Consider the following 18,109-nt stretch of genomic DNA (forward strand, 5'->3'; position numbering starts at 1 on the left):
GACACGACCGGGAAACCCGCCGCGCAGATGACCCCGCAGGAACTGGCCGAAGCCTCGGCCAGGGCGATGTGGAACGACGATTCCGCCAGCCAGCGGCTGGGCATGAGCCTGGACCATATCGCACCGGGCGAGGCCACGCTGTCCATGACCATCACCGAGGCCATGTCGAACGGCCACGGCAATTGCCACGGCGGCTATATCTTTACCCTGGCCGACAGCGCCTTCGCCTTTGCCTGCAACAGCTACAACCAGCTGGTCGTCGCGCAGCATTGCTCGATCACCTACCTGCTGCCGGGCCGCATCGGCGACCGCCTGACGGCAACGGCGCGCGAGGTGTCGCGCCGCGGCCGCTCGGGCATCTACGACATCCGCATCACCAACCAGGACGGTGCGCATGTGGCCGAGTTCCGCGGCCATTCCCGCACCGTCAAAGGCACCCATCTGCCGGTCGAAGCCTGACCGCAACCCATCGCAAGGGGAGGAATCCATGCACCCATTGGCGCCCGAAAGGAAAGAGCTGGACCCGATCGAGATCGCCTCGCGCGACGAGATCGAGGCCCTGCAATTCCACCGCATGAAGCGGTCGCTGAAGCACGCCTTCGAAAATTCGCCCTTCTATCGCAACCGCTTCATCGAACATGACGCCCATCCCGAGGATCTGAAGTCCCTCAGGGACATCGCGAAATTCCCCTTCACCACCAAGCAGGACCTGCGCGACACCTATCCCTTCGGCATGTTCGCCGTGCCGCAGTCCAGGCTGGTGCGCATCCACGGCTCGTCCGGCACCACCGGCAAGCCGACCGTCGTGGGCTATACCCAGGCCGACATCGACCATTGGGCGAACCTGATCGCGCGCTCGATCCGCGCCGCGGGCGGGCGTCCGGGCGACATCCTGCACAATGCCTATGGCTACGGGCTGTTCACCGGCGGTCTCGGCGCGCATTACGGCGCCGAGCGGCTGGGCTGCACCGTGGTCCCGATCTCGGGCGGCATGACCGAGCGGCAGGTGACGCTGATCGACGACTTCAAGCCGCGCATCATCATGGTGACGCCCAGCTACATGCTGTCGATCCTGGACGAGTTCCGCCGCCAGGGCCTGGACCCGCGCGAGTCCTCGTTGCAGATCGGCATCTTCGGCGCCGAGCCCTGGACCAATGCCATGCGGCAGGAGATCGAGGAAGCCTTCGACATGCACGCCGTCGACATCTACGGCCTCAGCGAGGTCATGGGCCCCGGCGTCGCCATGGAATGCGTCGAGACCAAGGACGGGCTGCATATCTGGGAGGACCATTTCTATCCCGAGATCATCGACCCGGCGACGGGCGAGGTGCTGCCCGACGGCGAGATCGGCGAGCTGGTCTTTACCACGCTGACCAAGGAAGGGCTGCCGATGGTGCGCTACCGCACCCGCGACCTGACCCGCCTGCTGCCCGGCACCGCCCGCTCGATGCGGCGGATCGAGAAGATCACCGGCCGCAGCGACGACATGATCATCCTGCGCGGCGTCAACGTCTTCCCGACCCAGATCGAAGAGCAGATCCTGAAATGCAAGGGCCTGGCGCCGCATTTCCAGATCGAGCTGACCCGCTCGGGCCGGATGGACAGCATGGTCGTGCATGTCGAATGCACCGCCGAGATGGCCGAGGATTCCGCCCGCGCCCATTCCGCCAAGGAACTGGCGCATCACATAAAAAGCGTGGTCGGCGTCTCGACCCGGATCGAGGTCAAGGATCCCAACGCCATTGCCCGTTCCGAAGGCAAGGCCAAGCGGGTGCTTGACAATCGGCCCAAGACATGATGCCGCAACGCGGCAACCAATATGACGCGCGGTCGCAAACCCGCTAAGTCGTTGGGGGGCCGTGCGCCCCCTTGTTTTTCTCGCCTCCCGACCGCGGGCGAACAAATGATCTGATGAGGAATGGCATGGCTCGGACACGGGCAGCGGATTTCGAGGAAAAGCAACGCGGCCTTCTGGACAAGGCGGCCGAGGTCTTTGCCGATCTGGGCATGGAAAAGGCATCCATGGCGCAGATCGCCACCCACAGCCAGGTCTCCAAGGCGCTGCTTTACCACTACTATCCCAGCAAGGACGCGCTGATCTTCGCCATCATCATCACCCATCTGGAAGAGCTGGAAGCCGCCATCGAAGAGGCGGACGACCCGACCCTGCCGCCGCAGCAGCGCCTGCGCCGGCTGGTCGGCACGGTGCTGGAGCGCTATCGCGGCGCGGACAACCAGCACAAGGTGCAGCTGAACGCCACCCCTGCCCTGGGCGACGAGCAGAAGGCCGAGATCCTGGGCGTCGAGCGCCGCATCGTCAAGCGCTTCGCCGCCGTCCTGCGCGAGATCAACCCCGACCTGGACGATCCGCAGCGCCCCCTGCTGACCCCCGTGACCATGTCGCTGTTCGGGATGATGAACTGGGTCTACATGTGGTTCCGCGACGGCGGCCGCATCACGCGCGAGGATTACGCCGACGTGGCGACCACCCTGATCCTGGAAGGGATCAAGGCGGTCCGCTGAAGCCCCCCGCGCGGTGTCCCAGGGCGGATCGACATTCAGGATTTCCTTGGGTGGAATGGAGCGGTTCACTGGACATCCCGAGATGACACGAGGTTCAGGATGGCCACGAAGCGCTCGGCGTTGAGCCACGCCCAACGGGAGAGGATCGCGTCGCATCTGCCCGGAAAGGCAGGCGATCCGGGCCGGACCGGGAATGATAGCCGTCTGTTTGCGAACGACAGAAACCGCATCGAACGCGGCTTCGACAGACCCAGACACTTCCGCCGTTTCGCGACCCGCTACCACCGCAGGACCATCCCCTTCAATGGCTGCGACCTTCTCGCAGCCACCAGCAACTGGTTAAGGGGAATGGCGATTGCGGGGGCTAGGCGGACAGCGGTGCCGCCCTGGCCGACAGCGCGGCCAGCGCATCGCGCGGCGACAGCAGCAGCAACAGCCCGCGCCTGCCGCCGTTGATCGCCACCTCGTCAAAGCCCATGGCCTCGGCCTCGAAGGCCACCGGCACCGGGCGGCGCTGGCCGAAGGGGCTGATGCCGCCGGTATGATAGCCGGTCAGCCGCTCGGCCTTGGCGGGCGGCATCATCGTCGCCGACTTGCCGCCGAATGCCGCCGCCACCCGCTTCATCGACAGGCTGCGATCGCCGGGCAGGACCGCGCAGGCGGGACGGCCGTCCACCTCGACCATCAGCGTCTTGAGCAGGCGGGCGGGCGGCAGGCCGATGGCCTCGGCCGCTTGCAGCGCCACGCGCTCGGACCCCGGATCATAGCGGTATTCGACCGGGCGAAAGGCCACCTGCGCCCGAAGCAGGAATTGCGTGGCCGGGGTGGCGCCGCTCATTCCGCGGGCCTTTCCGGCGGCGGCGGGCGAAAGCCCATCTCGCGGTCGATCCAGGCCATCAGCAGGTCGACGATCTGCGCCTGCTGCGCGGCATCCAGCGCCCGGCCGCGCGGGATGCCGTGCCATTTCTGCAGGCAAGAGCGGCAGCAGCAGGCGGTGGCGTGCTGGGCGATGAAGACCGGATGGCCGCGCATCGGGGTCTGGCGGCCGTCGTTCGGCGGCGCGGCCGGCGCCAGCCGCGCGGCGATGAAGTCGCGCGCATGGGCGGCGACGGTCTCGCGCCCCCTGGCGTCGGCATAGCTCCGCTCCTTCCGGCCAAGGCGAAAGCGGCTGCGAAAGGCGGACCGGGCCAGCCGGCCCAGGATCTGGTCCTGATCGGTCATGCCCAGGACATAGCCGTCCCGGCGCGCCGCGGAAAGCCCCGCCTAGCCCGCCTTGGCCAGAACCAGAAAGGTCATCATGCCCAGGGGCGGCAGGGTGCGGCGTTCCTCGAGGACCAGCGATTCCTGGCCCAGCACCCGCTCGATGCGGAAATCGGAATGCCAGCCGATGGTGTTGGCCAGGGGGGCGAAGATCCGCTCGACCGCCGCCATGGCGCCGCGGTCGCGCGCGAAATGGTTGGTGATGACCACCTTGCCGCCCGGCTTGCAGACCCGCGCGATCTCGGCCATCACCCGCTCGGGCTCGGGCACCACCGACAGGACGTGCATCGCCGTCACCGTGTCGAAATGGTTGTCGGGGAAATCCAGCGCCCGCGCATCCATCTGCCGCAGCGCCTGCACCTGCTTCAGCCCCAGCCGCTGCACCTTGGCGACGGCCTTGTCCAGCATCTCGCGGCTGAAGTCGATGCCCGTGACCTGCATGTGCGGGCCGTAATGCTCCAGCGACAGGCCGGTGCCGACCCCCACCTCCAGCACCGAGCCGCCGCGGCGGTTGATGTAGTCCACCGCCCGGCGCCGGCCCATGTTGGTCGCCGCCCCGAAGGTCCGGTCGTAGACCGGCGCCCAGCGTGAATACGAGGCTTGGATGGATTTGATGTCCATGGCCGTTCCTATCGGTTTGAGGGTCGTTCCCGGTCGATCCAGGCCCAGATGACCATGACGACATAACCCAAGCACAACGCGATCAGCGTCACCCAGGCGAAGGTCAGCAATGCCGCCCCGACAAAGGCCACGCCGACCAGGAAGAACTTGACGTTCTCGCGCGAGATCCGGGTGGTCTTGAAGGACCAGGTCGGGATGCGGCTGATCAGCAGCAGCCCCACCAGGACCATGTGCAGGCAGATCAGTATCGCCGGCAGCATCGGCCGGTCGGCGAAGGCGAAGGACAGATACATCGGCAGCATCACCAGCAGCGCCCCGGCGGGCGAGGGGATGCCCTCGAAATAGGCGCTGTCGCGCTGCGTATCCTCGGACTTGGCCGAGACGTTGAAGCGCGCCAGCCGGATCACGCAGCAGACGGCGAAAAGCAGCACGCAGATCCAGCCCAGGCCGCGAGAGTCCCGCAGCGCCCAGAAATACAGGATCAGCGGCGGGGCAACGCCGAAATTCAGGAAATCCGCCAGCGAATCCAGCTCGGCCCCCATCTTGCTGGAGGAGCCCAGCAGCCGCGCGATCCGCCCGTCGATGCCGTCCAGGATGCCCGCGGCGATGATCAGCAGCGCCGCCGGCATGTAGTCGCCCTGCACGCCGAAGCGGATGGCGGTCAGCCCGGCGCAAACCGCGACGATGGTCAGCACGTTGGGCAAGAGCTGGACCAGCGAAAATTCGGTCTGCGGGCCGGTGGGTTGGTCCATCACGCCTCCGCCTGCCCGGCCGGCGCCAGTTCGGCGATGACCGATTCGCCCGCGACCATGGTCTGGCCGATCTCGACCAGCGGCACCACGCCCGGCGGCAGATAGACATCCAGCCGCGAGCCGAATCGGATCAGCCCGAAGCGTTCGCCCCGGCCCAGCCGGTCGCCGGGCTTGACGAAGCAGACGATGCGGCGCGCGACCAGCCCGGCGATCTGCACCACCGCCAGGTCGCGCCCGTCCGCCATGCGGATGCGCAGCCCGTTTCTTTCGTTGTCGACGCTGGCCTTGTCCAGCGAGGCGTTGAAGAACTTGCCCGGTCGATAGGCGACCGCCACCACCTCGCCCGCCACGGGGCTGCGGTTCACATGGCAGTTGAAGACGCTCATGAACACGCTGACGCGGGTCAGCGGGGTGTCGGCCATGCCCAGCTCGGCCGGCGGCACCGCCGGCTCGATCAGCGAGACGACGCCGTCCGCCGGGCTGATGACCAGTCCGGGCCGCGCCGGCGTCACCCGTTCGGGGTCGCGGAAGAAGTAATAGCACCAGACGGTCAGCCCGACCCCGATCCAGCCCAGCGGCTCCCATATCAGGAACAGCAGCAGGGTGGCGGCGGCAAAGGCCGCCACGAAGCGGATGCCCTCGCGGTGCATGGGCTTGATGAAGGTGTCGCGCATGCGCATCTGGCATTCCCCATGGGCTGATCGGCGCCGCCAGTCATAATGCGATTGAAACCGCACGCAATAGCGCAGCCTGCCATACATGTTGTCCCTGGCGCGCGGTCCTTGCCGCAGGGGCATCCGGCCGCCCCAGGGCGCAGGCCCCGGTCGCGGGGCCCGCCTCAGGATGTCACGCCCGCCGGCCGATGCCCAGCAGCTGGTAGAGCGCCAGCGCCGCAAAGGTCGAGGTGCCGATGCCGCCCAGCGAGAAATTGCCGATGTTCACGGTGAAATCCCCCGCCCCCATGATCAGCGCCACACCCACGGTGAACAGGTTGCGCGGGTCCGAGAAATCGACCTTGTTGTCCACCCAGATCCGGGCCATGGCCGAGGCGATCAGGCCAAAGACCGACACCGCCAGCCCCGCCAGCACCGGCGCCGGGATGGTTTGCAGCACGGCGCCGAACTTGGGCGAGAGCCCCAGGAAGATCGCGATCGCCGCCGCCATGGGAAAGATCAGCGTGGAATAGACGCGGGTCATGGCCATGACGCCGATGTTCTCGGCATAGGTGGTGACGCCGGTGCCGCCGCCCGCGCCGGCCAGCATGGTGGCCAGCCCGTCGCCCAAGAAGCCCCGGCCGATATAGCGGTCCATGCTCTGCCCGGTGATCGCGCCCAGGGCCTTGATATGGCCCAGGTTCTCGGCCACCAGCACGATGGCGACCGGGGCGATCAGGCTGATCGCCGACCATTCGAAGCGCGGCGCGGTAAAGTTCGGCACCCCGAACCAGGGCGCGGCGGCGACGGCGGCGAAGTCGATGCCCGGCACCAGCCCCAGCCCGTTGCCAAGGACCAGCACCATCCCATAGCCGAAGAGCAGCGCGACCAGCACCGCGATCCGCCGCGTGGCTTGCCGGCCATAGACCGAGACCATGGCCATGCACAGCACGGTCGCCAGTGCGATGCTCAGATGCGCGTGGCTGCCGGCCAGCTGCTTGACCGCCACCGGCGCCAGGTTCAGCCCGATGGACATGCCGATGGCGCCCGTCACCGCCGGCGGCATCAGCTTTTCCACCCAGCCCGCGCCGATGGCCATCACCACCAGCCCGATCAGCGCATAGACGAGGCCGGCGGCGATGATGCCGCCAAGCGCCACGGCGATATTGGGGTTCGGCCCGCCGCCGGCAAAGCCGGTCGCCGCCATGATGACGGCGATGAAGGCAAAGGACGAGCCCAGATAGCTGGGCACCCGCCCGCCGGTGACGGCAAAGAACAGCAGCGTGCCGATGCCGGAAAAGAACACCGCGACATTGGGATCGAAGCCCATGATCAGCGGCGCCAGGATGGTCGAGCCGGACATCGCCAGCAAATGTTGCAGGCTCATCGGCACCGCCTGGGTCAGCGGCAGCTTTTCATCGGGAAGCACCGTGGCGCCCGCGGCGGGGCGCCAGTCAGGAAAATAGCCCATCACGTCTCTCGGATTCGGTTCGATGGACCGGCTTGTGGGCGGGTTTGCGCAAAAAGGCCAGTGGCAACCGCGCAATGGCGCAAATGCCCTGCCTTGCCGGGCGCTGCGACCAAGTGCCGCGCAAGTAAAATGCGAGCCATCTGGCATATTGATACATTCATAGGATCGAATATGAATACATCCAACATCTGGCTCGGGTAACTGGGAACGCCGCCCCGACCGTCTTGTGCTTACCTGTAGGACGCCTGCGTGCTGCGGCTGGCTTGACGGTCGTTGCAGGCTCGGGCGGGTGTCAGCGCATGTGGCCGCAGAACCGGAAACCACGCTCCGGGGCCGGCCGCAAAAGGTCACGGAGGAGGCCGAATGACAGGACGAGACGATTTCCGACCCTCTCGCAGGGGAGTGTTGAGCTTTGCCCTTGCCGGCGCGGTGACGGCGGGACTGGGGGTTCGCGCCGCCCAGGCCAGCAGGATCGCGACGAAAGCCAGGATCATCATCATCGGCGCCGGCGCCGGCGGCACCGCCTTGGCCAACCGCCTGGTGCAGCGGCTGGACGGGGCGCAGATCACCCTGATCGATCCCAGGGCGCAGCATCTTTACCAGCCCGGCCTGTCGCTGGTCGCCGCGGGGCTGAAGCCGGCCAATTACGTGGTGTCCAAGACGACCGACTGGCTGCCCTCGGGCGTGACGCTGATCGCCGAGGCGGCGGCTGCCATCGACCCCCTGGCCAAGACCGTCTCGACCGAAAAGGGGCAAAAGCTCGACTACGACTTCCTGGTGGTGGCGCCGGGCCTGGTGCTGGATCACGGCGCGATCCAGGGCTTTTCGCTGGACATGGTGGGCAAGGACGGGATCGGCGCGCTTTATGCCGGGCCGGAATATGCGGCCAAGACCTGGCAGGCGGCGTCGAAATTCACCGAGGAAGGCGGCATCGGCCTGTTCGCCCGCCCCGAGACCGAGATGAAATGCGCCGGCGCACCGCTGAAGCATACCTTCCTGCTGGACGACATCGCCAGCCGCGGCGGCGCCAAGGGCAAGTACGAGATGCATTACACCTGCCCGCAGACGGCGCTGTTCTCGGTGCCGATCGTCGCGGAAAAGGTGCGCATGCTGTTCGCCGAGCGTGGCGTCGCCACCTATTACGGCCATACGCTGAAATCCATCGACCCCGGCCGCAAGACGGCGCGGTTCGAAACCGCCGCCCCCGACCCGGCGACGGGCGAGATGGTCAAGTCCACCACCGAGATGCCCTATGACTACCTGCACGTCATCCCGCCGCAGCGCGCGCCCGAGGTGATCCGGCAGTCGGGGCTTTCCTGGGCCGACAAATGGACCGACCAGGGCTGGGTCGAATGCGACATGAAGACCCTGCGCCATCTGCGCTACCCGGAGATCTTCGCGCTTGGCGACGTGGCGGGCGTGCCCAAGGGCAAGACCGCGGCTTCGGTGAAATGGCAGGTTCCGGTGATCGAGGACCATCTGGTCGCCGCCCTGCAGGGGCGCGAGGGGACCGAGATCTATGACGGCTACACCTCCTGCCCGCTCATCACCCGCGTCGGCCGGGCGATGCTGGTCGAGTTCGACTATCACAACAACCTGGTGCCCTCGTTCCCCGGCGTGATCGCCCCGCTGGAAGAGCTGTGGATCAGCTGGTTGATGAAAGAGGTGGCGCTGAAGGCCACCTATAACGCCATGCTGCGCGGCCGGGCCTGACGAAAGGGGAAGCAACATGAAAGAACTGACATTCGGCACCCTGATCGCGGTCTTCGAGGAAATCTTCGGCCGCGGCCTGTTCTGGACCATGGTCGCGCTCGCCCTGCTGGTCACGGCGGCCTATCTTTACGTGCTGATCCGCGACCGGGCGATGTCGATGCGCAAATTCCTCTGGGCGCAGCTGTCCATGCCCTTCGGTGCGATTCTGGCGGTGATCTTCGTCCAGCAGATGACGCATTCCGGCCTGCGCGACATCGGCGGGCCGATCGACGTGATCGTGCTTCTGGGCGTGGCGGTGCTGGGCGCGGTCGGCAGCGCCATCCTGGTCTATACCGTCCAGTCGCTGCTGCGGCCTCCGCGGTCCGGGCAGAATCCCTGATCCGGGGCGCAAGTGCAGGGTGGTCGGGCTCCGGGACCGCCCTGCGCTTGCGCGCAGGCTCGTCAGAAGGCCTGCACCAGCATCCAGCCCACCGATAGCGCCAGGATCAGGGCCATGCCGCGGTTGAACGCCCGCAGCCGGCCCTGTCCGAACCGTGCCCCGCCCCAGGCCCATGCGGCCAGCGAGGCCCAGCAGATCCCGCCGAAAAGCGCGGCGAAGACCACCAGCCCCGCCGCCGGCTCGGCCAGCGGCATCACGAAGGTCGAAAGCGAGGACAGCGCCGCCAGCCAGGCCTTGGGGTTCAGGCCCTGCACCAGCGCGCCGGACCAGAAGCCGGGCGCGGCTTGCCCCGCCGGATCGCGCCATGCGACCCGGCCGTCGTCGCGCAGCAGGCGCCATGCCAGCCACAGCAGATAGGCCGCGCCGGCCAGCGTCATGGGCCGGGACAGCGCCAGGATCCAGGTCGTTCCCGCCAGCAGGCCGGCACCAAAGCCCAGCAGCAGCACCAGGAAGCCGGCGGTCGCCCCGCTGACGAAGGCCAGCGCCCGGCGCGGACCAAACCGCGCGCCGGTCATGGCGCCGATGATATTGACCGGCCCCGGCGTGGCCGAGGCTGCCAGGGCGAAACTGGCCATCGCCAGGAGGGCCTGCGGGTCGGCCATGGTCAACGCAGCAGCGGCAGGCGGCCGCAGATCCGGTCCACCGCCTTGCGCGGCCCCGCCAGCAGGATCGCCTGCGGCGCATGATCGGCCAGCGGCGCGGCGGCGATGCGGGCGGTGTAATCGGGATAGTCCCGCGCCTCGAAGGCGGCGCGCATATAGGCCAGCCGCAGCGGCAGAGCCTCGGCCTGGGCGAAAAGGCCGGGCAGATCCTGCAGCGGCGCGCATAGCACCGGCAGGGGAACAGCGGTGATGCCGGGCAAGGCGATGCCGTCGCCGGTAGGGGTCGCGCCGCCCAGCAGGTCGGGACGAAGCCGGCCCAGGCTCATGCCCAGGACGGCGGCGAAATTGGCCTTGAGCCCCAGGGGCAGGTCTGCGGCCAGGATGATGACGGGTTTCAATTGCATGGGCGAATCCTTTCCCGGACCCCGTGCCATGGATCGAGCGGGCAAGGATTGGACGAAATCGACCTGCTAATGCCTCAGTAGCGCGCCGGGGGTGACGCCCAGGTGGCGGCGGAATTGGCGGATCAGATGCGCCTGGTCGCAAAACCCCGCCGCGACCGCGGCCTCGGCGGCGGGCACGCCCTCCAGCAGCAGCCGGCGGGCATGGCCGATGCGGACCTGCAAGACATGGGCATGCGGCGTCAGCCCGGTGGCCCGCCGCATGCTGCGGATCAGGTAAGAGGGGTTCAGCCCCACCTCGGCGGCCAGGTCGGCAAGGGCCAGCGCCTCACCCGCCTCGACCCCGGCGACGATCCGTGCCCGGACCGCCCGGACCGCCGCCGGCTCGTCCCCTGCCGGGCGCAATTCGGCGCGGCCGTATTGGCCGAAGGCCAGCGCCAGGGCCCCATGCGCGGCCTCTTCCGCCGCAAGGCGCCAGTCGGGGCTGGGCGGGGCATTCAGGCAATGGGCCAGATGCGCCAGGGCCCGGCCCAGGCGCAATCCGCGGTCGCGCGGCGCGATGGCGGCAAAGCCGCGCAGGACACGCAGCCCCAGCACGGCGCGGACCGCCGCCTCGGACGCGTAAAGCATGGTATAGCGCACCCGGTCGGCGGCGGCGTGCCCGGTATGCGGCTCTTCGGGGTTCATCAGCGACAGGGTGCCGGCCGGCAACACCATGGTTTCGCCGCGGCAGACATAGCCGCCCGCCCCTTCGGCGATGGCGCCGATGGCAAAGCCCTCATGCGCATGACGGCCAAAGGTCTGGTGGCTGAAGGCGGCCTCGAACAGTTCGATGCCGTGATGCCAGCCGAGGTGGTGATAACGGTTTGCTTGCATGGCATCGGTCGTGGCAGGAAAGGCGGCCGGGCTTTTCCTTGGGAATAGGGCAACCATCCCGCCAAGACCAGCCATCGGCCCGGCGGCTCAGGTGCGGAACACCCGATAGACCGCCGGGATGACCAGCACCGTCAGCAGCGTCGAGGAGATCAGCCCGAAGAAGAGCGAGATCGCCAGCCCCTGGAAGATCGGATCGGTCAGGATCACCGCCGCCCCGATCATTGCCGCCAGAGCGGTCAGCAGGATCGGCCGGAAACGCACGGCCCCGGCGTCGATCAGCACCTCGGTCAGCGGCCGGCCGGTGGTGTCGTGGCGAATGAAATCCACCAGCAGGATCGAGTTCCTGACGATGATCCCGGCCAGGGCGATGAAGCCGATCATCGACGGCGCCGAAAAAGGCGCGCCGAACAGCCAATGTCCGCCCAGGATGCCGATGAAGGTCAGCGGCACCGGGGTCAGGATCACCAGCGGCAGCCGGAAAGAGCCGAACTGCGCCACGACCAGGATATAGATGCCCAGAAGCGCCACCGCAAAGGCCCCGCCCATGTCGCGGAAGGTGACCCAGGTCACCTCCCATTCGCCGTCCCACAGCAGCGTGCTGGCGCTGTCGTCCTCGGGCTGGCCGCGCAGCCGGATCTCGGGCTTGGGCAGGCCGGTCCAGTCCTGCGCCTCCAGCGCATCCTTGACCGCCATCATGCCGTAGAGCGGCGCCTCGAAATCGCCGGCGAGTTCCGCCGTCACCATCTCGGCCGGGCGGCCGTTGTGGCGGAACAGGATATGCGAGGCGCGCTCTTCCTCGATCCGCACCACGTCGCCCAGCTCGACCACGCCGCGATTGCCGGGCAGAAGGTCGGCCGGGATCGGCGTGGTCAGGAAATCCTCGCCCGGCACGCGCTGTTCTCGGGGCCGCTCGACGCGGATCGGGATGGGCGCGCGCCCCTCGCCCCGGTGGGAATAGCCGACCGTGGTCGAGCCGTTCAGGATGGCGATGCTGTCGAAGACATCCGATTCCGCCACGCCGTAGAAATCCAGGTCGTCGGGCGAGATCAGCGCCCGCAGCCGCGGCGCGGCATCACCCCAGGAATTGTCCACATCGACGATGAAGGGGACCGAGCGGAAGGCCGCCTCGACCTTTTCGCCCACCGCGCGGCGGGTCTGCGGGTCGGGGCCATAGATCTCGGCCAGAAGCGTCGCCATCACCGGCGGGCCGGGCGGAGGTTCCACCACCTTCAGCACCGTGCCCTCGGGCAGCGGCAGGGCCAGGATGCGCGCGCGCAGGTCCAGCGCGATCTGGTGGCTCGAGCGGTCGCGGTCGTGCTTGGGCGCCAGGTTGACCGCCACCTCGCCCTGCTGCGGCTGGGTGCGATAGAAGGAATGCCGAACCAGGCCGTTGAAATTGAACGGCGCCGCGGCGGCGGCATGGGTCTGGACCGAGACCACCTCGGGCAGGTCCATCGCCACCCTGGCCACCGCCTGGGCCACGGCATCCGTCGCCTCGACCGCCGCGCCTTCGGGCAGGTCGATGGTCACGGACAGTTCCGACTTGTTGTCGAAAGGCAAAAGCTTCACCGTCACGTCGCGGGTATAGAACAGCGCGAGCGAGCCGAAGGTCAGCACGATCACCCCGCCCAGGAACAGCCAGGCGCGCCCCTTGCTGGCCAGAACCGGCCGGGCGACGGCGGCATAGGCGCGGCCCAGCCGGCCGCCCTGCCCCTCGGCGCCGTGGTGCAGAGGCGCGCGGCCCGCGACCTTCAGCATCAGCCAGGGCGTCACCGTCACCGCGACGAAGAAGGAAAAGATCATCGCGACCGAGGCGTTCGAGGGGATCGGGCTCATGTAAGGCCCCATCATCCCCGAGACGAACAGCATCGGCAGCAGCGCCACCACCACGGTCAGGGTGGCGACGATGGTGGGGTTGCCGACCTCGATCACCGCGCTGATGGCGGTTTCGCGGCGGTCGGTGCCGCCCATGCCCCAATGCCGGGCGATGTTCTCGATCACCACGATGGCGTCGTCCACCAGGATGCCGATCGAGAAGATCAGCGCGAACAGGCTGACCCGGTTCAGCGTATAGCCCATGATCCAGGACGCGAACAGCGTCAGCAGGATCGTCACCGGGATCACCACCGCCACCACCAGCGCCTCGCGCCGGCCGATGGCGAGCCAGACCAGCGCGATGATCGACAGCGTGGCCAGGCCCAGGTGATACAGCAACTCGTTGGCCTTTTCGTTGGCCGTCTCGCCATAGTCGCGGGTGATCTCGACCTGCATGTCGTCGGGGATCAGCGTGCCTTGCAGTGCCTCGGCGCGGTGCAGGATCGACTCGGCCACGGTGACGGCATTGGCGCCGGCGCGCTTGGCCAGCGCCAGCGTCACCGCCGGGCGCCGGGCGGAATCGCGGGTGACGGTGGCGACCAGCGCCTCGGCCGTATCGGAGACGAAACCCACGTCGGCCACGTCGCGGACATAGACCGGGCGGCCGTCGCGCGCGGTCAGCACCAGGTTGCCGATCTCGTCGGGGCTGCGCAGGGTCTCGCCCGCGACCAGCATCACCTGCTGGCCGTCGTCGCGCAGCATCCCCGCCGGCAGGGCGCGGTTGGCGCCCTGGACCTTGCCGGCCAGCTGTTGCAGCGTGATACCGTAAAGCGCCAACCGGGCGGGGTCGGGGGCGACGCGGATCGCTTCCTCCGTCTCGCCGATCAGATAGGTCAGGCCGACATCGTCGATCTTGGCCAGTTCGGTGCGCAATTCGCGGGCGATGCGGGTCAGTTCGGCCGCCGTCACCCGGTCCGCCGCATCGGGTCGAGCCGAAAGCGTCAGCGCCACGATGGCCACGTCGTCGATGCCGCGCCCGAGCACCTGCGGCTCGGGGATGCCGACCGGGATGCGGTCCATGTTGGCGCGCAGCTTGTCATGCACCCGCAGCACCGCCGCATCAGAGGGGGTGCCGACCAGGAAGCGCGCCGTGACCAGCACGCCGTCGTCCTGGGTCTGGGAATAGATATGCTCGACCCCGTCGATCCCCTTGACGATGGTCTCCAGCGGCTCTGTCACCAGCTTGACCGCATCCTCGGCCCGCAGGCCGGGGGCCTGGACGCGGATGTCCACCATGGGGACCGAAATCTGCGGCTCTTCCTCGCGCGGCAGGCTGATGAGCGCGATGAGCCCGAAGGCCAGCGCCGCGATCAGGAACAGCGGCGTCAGCGGCGAGGTGATGAAGCCGCGCGTCAGCCAGCCGGCCAGGCCGGGGCTGCGGGGGGTATCGCCGGGGATGTTCATGGGACGATCACCGTTTCCCCCGGCGCAAGGCCGGTCAGGATCTCGACCATCTCAATGTCGTCCTGGGCCAGGCTTTCGCCGGTCAGCACCGCCCGCCGCTCTTCGCCCGCGGCGCCGGCGACGCCGACGAAATCCACCCCGGCGCGGGTCGTCACCGCCACGGCGGGCACCAGAAGCGCCCGGCGCTCGCCCACAGGCAGGTCCACCGCCACGCGCGCGCCGACAAAGGCGTCGGGCAGCCGGTCGACCTCGACATCGGCCTGCACCCGGCCGCCCTGGATCAGCGGATAGACCTTGGCCAGCCGGCCCGCGGCAGCCTGGCCGCCGGCCCTGATCTGGATTTCGGCCCCTTCGGCCAGGTCGGCGGCATGGCGTTCGGGCACCGACAGGCGCAGGAAGAAGCCGCCGCCGCCCACGCTCGCCACCACCTCGCCCGGCATCACCACCGAGCCGCGCACGGCCGGCACGCTCAGCACCAGTCCCGAGACCGGGGCCAGCACCGCACCCTCGGCCTGCTGCTGCTCGATGACGGCGCGCTCGGCCTCGGCCGCGGCGATCTGGCCGCGGATGACATCGACCGCGGTCTGCAACTGCTCGACCCGCTGCTGCGAAGCCGCGCCGCGCTGCACCAGCGACTGGCCGCGCGCATAGTCGGATTCCGCCTCGGCCAGCTGCGCCCGCAGCGCCTCGATCCGCGAGGCGAAGGCCGCGATCTGGAAGGCGATCTTGTCGTCGCGGACGGTGGCGAGCGTCGCCCCCGCCTCGACGCGATCCCCCTCGCTGACCAGCAGTTCCACGACCGTGCCGCCGATGCGCGCCCGCGCCGGGATGGTGTCACGGGCCTCGACCGTGCCGTAGACGGCCTTCATCTCGGGCACCGCGCTCCAGTCCAGGATCAACGGCTCGGCCAGCGCCGGCCCGGTGGCGACAAGCGCGACAAGCAGCAGCAATCGCATGGATCGAACTTTCAGAAGGCGCAGCCGGGTTTTATGCCAAGCTTGCGGAAGATCATGGCCGCCGGGCAGAAGCCTGTAAAGGCGGATTGCAGCAGGTTGGCGCCGACAAAGACCGTCAGCCAGACGAACAAGGGCGAAACCCAGACGGTCAGCGCGACGGAAAGCAGGACCATGAACCCTGCAAAGGCAAGAATGGTGCGATCAAGTGTCATCGGGGAACTCCAGAACAGCCGATTGCCGACAGTATATACATATATACGTATAATCGGTTTCAAGGAGAATGTCTTCAACGACGCCCCGGAATCGAACCTGCAGCCTGCGACATTTCGCCTTGGTCGCAGCCCTCGGCCGGAACCACGGCTGCGGTTCCGGCCAGGATGCGCCGTCACCGGCGGATGCGCTTCCACCCGGTGATCATCGGGCGAATCAGGTTCTCGCGCTTCCACAGGCGATAGAACAGCACCGCCGCGACATGCAGCAGCACCATGGGCAGGACCAGCTTGCCCAACAGGTCGTGCAGGGCCAGCCCCAGGCGCGAGATCCGGGCGCTGACCGCCCCGGCCAGCGGCCCGGTATTGACGTAATCCTGCGGATCGGCGACCAGGCCGGCCGCGACCTGCACCGCCAGCACGGCCAGCAGCAGGATCACGAACAGCCCGCCCAGGGGGTTGTGCCCCGGCCAGACGCTGGGCTGCCGCGCCGGAAGCTGCCGCAGATAGGCCAGAACCGCCCCGGGACCATGAAGGCAGCTGCGGAACCGCGCCGGGCGCGGCCCGACGAAGCCCCAGAGCAGCCGAAAGGCCAGAAGCCCGATCACCGCATAGCCGAACAGGAAATGCAGGGTCATGACATCGGGGCCGAACTTGCCCAATCCCCAGGCCCCGGCGACGCAGACCGCCAGCGCCCAGTGAAAGATCCGCAAGGGCAGATCCCACAGCCGGACCACCTGGGTAGGCTCGGCAGAGGTGGTGGCTGCGCCGTCGCGCATCCTAGAAATCCTTGGCGCGATAGCTGTCGTGGCAGGCCTTGCAGGTCGCCCCGACCTGGCCGACGGCGGGGGCAAGCGCCTCCTGCCCCTCGCCGGCGACGCCGTGCAGCGTGGCGACCGCCTCGCGGAAGGCCATGCCCTTGGCGCGGTAATCCTCGGTCTGTTCCCAGATCGCCGGCAGGGCGCGGGTCTTGCCGGCCAGGTCGGCATTCGAGGTTCCCGGCATCAGCAGGTCGTCATGCAGGTATTCCGACAGCAGCTTGAGATCCCCGGCCAGCGCCCGCGCCCGTTCGGCGTCATAGGGCGCCTTGCCCTGCGCCATGGCGGCCAGCCCGCCCATTTCCAAGTTGACCAGGCTGAAATAGCCGATGCGCGCGGCGGCAATATCGCCGGGCTCGGAGGCCTGGGCCATGGCGGGAAGGGCCAGGACGGCGGCCGCCAGAAAGATCTTGTGCATGGAAATCACCTTGTTGCTTGCTGTTGATGGCTTGCTGATGCGCGTTATGTAAAAGGCCGTAACATTCGAAACTTCGAAGATTAATGCGGCAAACTGTCGCGATCTGATCCCTCGCCTGGGCCGGGCACCGGCAGCCTGCGGGCGCATCTTGACCGTATATTCGCATTAATGTAGCTATGGAGCATGAGTGCCGACGTCAGCATAGACCCCGAAACCATGCGCGCAGCCGCCGACGAGGCCAGCGAGCTTCTGAAATCGCTTGGCAACCGCCATCGGCTGCTGATCCTGTGCCAGCTGGTGCAGGGTGAAAAATCCGTGGGCCAGCTGGCGGAATTCCTGGGCATCCGCGATTCGACCGTGTCGCAGCACCTGGCGCTCTTGCGCCGCGACAAGATCATCCTTGGCCGGCGCGACGGGCAGACGATCTGGTATCGGATCGAAAGCCAGCCGGCCCGTAAGGTGATGGAAGTGCTCTACAACACGTTCTGCGGCCCGAAGGGCTGATCCGGCTAGGCGCAAGCCCGGCCCGCAATGCCATGCGGCAGGCCGGGCGACGCTGGGCTCCGGCGCCTTGCTGCGGCAGGCCGCGGCCCTTGGCGCAAGCGAACCTCCTGTCCAGGCCCCGCCTTTTCAGGCCCAGCCTTTCGAAGGTGCCGGGTTGCGCAAAGGCATCACGCCCTGCTCGCCACTGCCTGTTGCCGGCACAGGGCATAGAACGCCCGGACCCGCATGCCCGAGCGGCACCAGCCCAGCACCGGCCCCTTCGCCTCGGCCAGGATGCGGCGGAAAGCCGCAATCTGGCCGGCCGAGGGCTGGCCGGACACCGGAATGTGGCGGGCGGTCAGGCCCAGGCGCGCGGCAGCGGCGGCGATGGTGGCGAAATCGGGCTGGCCACGTTCCTCGCCGTCGCGGCGAACGCAGACCAGCACCCGGAACCCGGCCGCGGCGACCGCCTGCAGGTCTTCTGGACGAAGCTGGCCGGTGGCCGAGAACCGGTCGTCAATCTTGCGAATCCGCGGCTTGCCGCGCCGTCGAAAGGGCCACATTCATACCCCCTGCCGATCGGCGGCAGAGCGGGCCGCGGCCCATCGCTGCCCGATTTTGACCATTGCGATTCC

At 68.1% G+C, this 18,109-nt stretch carries 21 protein-coding genes; 6 read left to right on the top strand and 15 right to left on the bottom strand.

Annotated features, from left to right (window positions below; genetic code table 11):
* Positions 1-27 precede the first annotated feature (27 nt).
* From paaI to FE811_RS08230, 3 genes are all read left to right on the top strand, one after another.
* Positions 28-459, top strand: coding sequence for a hydroxyphenylacetyl-CoA thioesterase PaaI (paaI, locus tag FE811_RS08220; protein ID WP_217654166.1), 432 nt, complete (start codon positions 28-30; stop codon positions 457-459).
* 28 nt (positions 460-487) lie between these two features.
* The gene (gene paaK, locus FE811_RS08225; protein ID WP_036755382.1) at positions 488-1,798 is read left to right on the top strand and encodes a phenylacetate--CoA ligase PaaK; all 1,311 of its coding nucleotides are present in this window, start codon (positions 488-490) and stop codon (positions 1,796-1,798) included.
* Positions 1,799-1,923: 125 nt separating this feature from the next.
* Complete coding sequence (locus FE811_RS08230; protein WP_036755443.1) at positions 1,924-2,523, top strand: TetR/AcrR family transcriptional regulator; 600 nt, start codon at positions 1,924-1,926, stop codon at positions 2,521-2,523.
* Positions 2,524-2,887: 364 nt separating this feature from the next.
* On the opposite strand, the gene FE811_RS08235 is transcribed toward FE811_RS08230, so the two are convergent.
* The 6 genes from FE811_RS08235 to FE811_RS08260 all read right to left on the bottom strand — a co-directional run bounded on the left by FE811_RS08235 (position 2,888) and on the right by FE811_RS08260 (position 7,280).
* Positions 2,888-3,361, bottom strand: coding sequence for a YbaK/EbsC family protein (locus tag FE811_RS08235; RefSeq protein ID WP_114537948.1), 474 nt, complete (start codon positions 3,359-3,361; stop codon positions 2,888-2,890).
* A complete protein-coding gene (locus FE811_RS08240) occupies positions 3,358-3,744 on the bottom strand; it encodes a DUF4186 domain-containing protein (protein ID WP_140847136.1) in 387 nt (128 codons plus the stop codon). Before FE811_RS08240 ends, FE811_RS08235 begins: the two co-directional genes overlap by 4 nt.
* A 42-nt stretch (positions 3,745-3,786) precedes the next feature.
* Positions 3,787-4,404, bottom strand: a complete 618-nt coding sequence (locus FE811_RS08245; protein ID WP_072462608.1) for a class I SAM-dependent methyltransferase — start codon at positions 4,402-4,404, stop codon at positions 3,787-3,789.
* A gap of 8 nt (positions 4,405-4,412) precedes the next feature.
* On the bottom strand, positions 4,413-5,156 hold the full coding sequence (gene pssA / locus FE811_RS08250) for a CDP-diacylglycerol--serine O-phosphatidyltransferase (RefSeq protein WP_036755390.1): 744 nt from the start codon (positions 5,154-5,156) through the stop codon (positions 4,413-4,415).
* Complete coding sequence (locus tag FE811_RS08255) at positions 5,156-5,836, bottom strand: phosphatidylserine decarboxylase (RefSeq protein ID WP_140847139.1); 681 nt, start codon at positions 5,834-5,836, stop codon at positions 5,156-5,158. The genes pssA and FE811_RS08255 overlap by 1 nt, the downstream gene beginning before the upstream one ends.
* A gap of 166 nt (positions 5,837-6,002) precedes the next feature.
* Positions 6,003-7,280 (bottom strand): solute carrier family 23 protein, encoded by a 1,278-nt coding sequence (locus FE811_RS08260; RefSeq protein ID WP_140847142.1) that lies wholly within the window; start codon positions 7,278-7,280, stop codon positions 6,003-6,005.
* Positions 7,281-7,682: 402 nt separating this feature from the next.
* Here FE811_RS08260 and FE811_RS08265 point away from each other — a divergent pair, with 402 nt between their 5' ends.
* Together FE811_RS08265 and FE811_RS08270 are read left to right on the top strand one after the other, a co-directional pair.
* Positions 7,683-8,993 (top strand): FAD/NAD(P)-binding oxidoreductase, encoded by a 1,311-nt coding sequence (locus tag FE811_RS08265; protein WP_255469693.1) that lies wholly within the window; start codon positions 7,683-7,685, stop codon positions 8,991-8,993.
* 16 nt (positions 8,994-9,009) lie between these two features.
* Positions 9,010-9,372 (top strand): DUF5368 domain-containing protein, encoded by a 363-nt coding sequence (locus FE811_RS08270; protein ID WP_036755399.1) that lies wholly within the window; start codon positions 9,010-9,012, stop codon positions 9,370-9,372.
* Between the two features lie 62 nt (positions 9,373-9,434).
* On the opposite strand, the gene FE811_RS08275 is transcribed toward FE811_RS08270, so the two are convergent.
* The 8 genes from FE811_RS08275 to FE811_RS08310 all read right to left on the bottom strand — a co-directional run bounded on the left by FE811_RS08275 (position 9,435) and on the right by FE811_RS08310 (position 16,991).
* Positions 9,435-10,034 carry a LysE family translocator gene (locus FE811_RS08275; RefSeq protein ID WP_140847145.1) on the bottom strand — a complete coding sequence of 200 codons (600 nt, stop codon included), beginning with the start codon at positions 10,032-10,034 and terminating at the stop codon, positions 9,435-9,437.
* 2 nt (positions 10,035-10,036) lie between these two features.
* Entirely contained in the window at positions 10,037-10,438 is a 402-nt protein-coding gene (locus tag FE811_RS08280; protein WP_140847148.1) for a DUF2000 domain-containing protein, read from the bottom strand.
* 66 nt (positions 10,439-10,504) lie between these two features.
* Positions 10,505-11,311, bottom strand: a complete 807-nt coding sequence (locus tag FE811_RS08285; RefSeq protein WP_140847151.1) for an AraC family transcriptional regulator — start codon at positions 11,309-11,311, stop codon at positions 10,505-10,507.
* Between the two features lie 87 nt (positions 11,312-11,398).
* A complete protein-coding gene (locus FE811_RS08290) occupies positions 11,399-14,590 on the bottom strand; it encodes an efflux RND transporter permease subunit (protein WP_140847154.1) in 3,192 nt (1,063 codons plus the stop codon).
* Positions 14,587-15,546 carry an efflux RND transporter periplasmic adaptor subunit gene (locus FE811_RS08295; protein ID WP_140847157.1) on the bottom strand — a complete coding sequence of 320 codons (960 nt, stop codon included), beginning with the start codon at positions 15,544-15,546 and terminating at the stop codon, positions 14,587-14,589. Before FE811_RS08295 ends, FE811_RS08290 begins: the two co-directional genes overlap by 4 nt.
* An 11-nt stretch (positions 15,547-15,557) precedes the next feature.
* Positions 15,558-15,758: a DUF2892 domain-containing protein gene (locus tag FE811_RS08300; protein WP_036755416.1), complete on the bottom strand. Its 201-nt coding sequence runs from the start codon at positions 15,756-15,758 to the stop codon at positions 15,558-15,560.
* Positions 15,759-15,931: 173 nt separating this feature from the next.
* Positions 15,932-16,534 carry a cytochrome b/b6 domain-containing protein gene (locus FE811_RS08305; protein ID WP_140847160.1) on the bottom strand — a complete coding sequence of 201 codons (603 nt, stop codon included), beginning with the start codon at positions 16,532-16,534 and terminating at the stop codon, positions 15,932-15,934.
* Position 16,535: 1 nt separating this feature from the next.
* Positions 16,536-16,991: a cytochrome c gene (locus FE811_RS08310; protein WP_140847163.1), complete on the bottom strand. Its 456-nt coding sequence runs from the start codon at positions 16,989-16,991 to the stop codon at positions 16,536-16,538.
* A 183-nt stretch (positions 16,992-17,174) separates the two neighbouring features.
* On the opposite strand from FE811_RS08310, the gene FE811_RS08315 reads away from it, so the two are divergent.
* Entirely contained in the window at positions 17,175-17,495 is a 321-nt protein-coding gene (locus FE811_RS08315) for a helix-turn-helix transcriptional regulator (protein WP_036755424.1), read from the top strand.
* A gap of 167 nt (positions 17,496-17,662) precedes the next feature.
* Here FE811_RS08315 and FE811_RS08320 read toward each other — a convergent pair whose 3' ends face one another.
* Positions 17,663-18,037 carry a TIGR01244 family sulfur transferase gene (locus FE811_RS08320; protein ID WP_140847166.1) on the bottom strand — a complete coding sequence of 125 codons (375 nt, stop codon included), beginning with the start codon at positions 18,035-18,037 and terminating at the stop codon, positions 17,663-17,665.
* Positions 18,038-18,109: the final 72 nt, after the last annotated feature.

This window comes from Paracoccus sp. FO-3 (genome assembly GCF_006386455.1).
Lineage (GTDB): Bacteria > Pseudomonadota > Alphaproteobacteria > Rhodobacterales > Rhodobacteraceae > Paracoccus > Paracoccus versutus.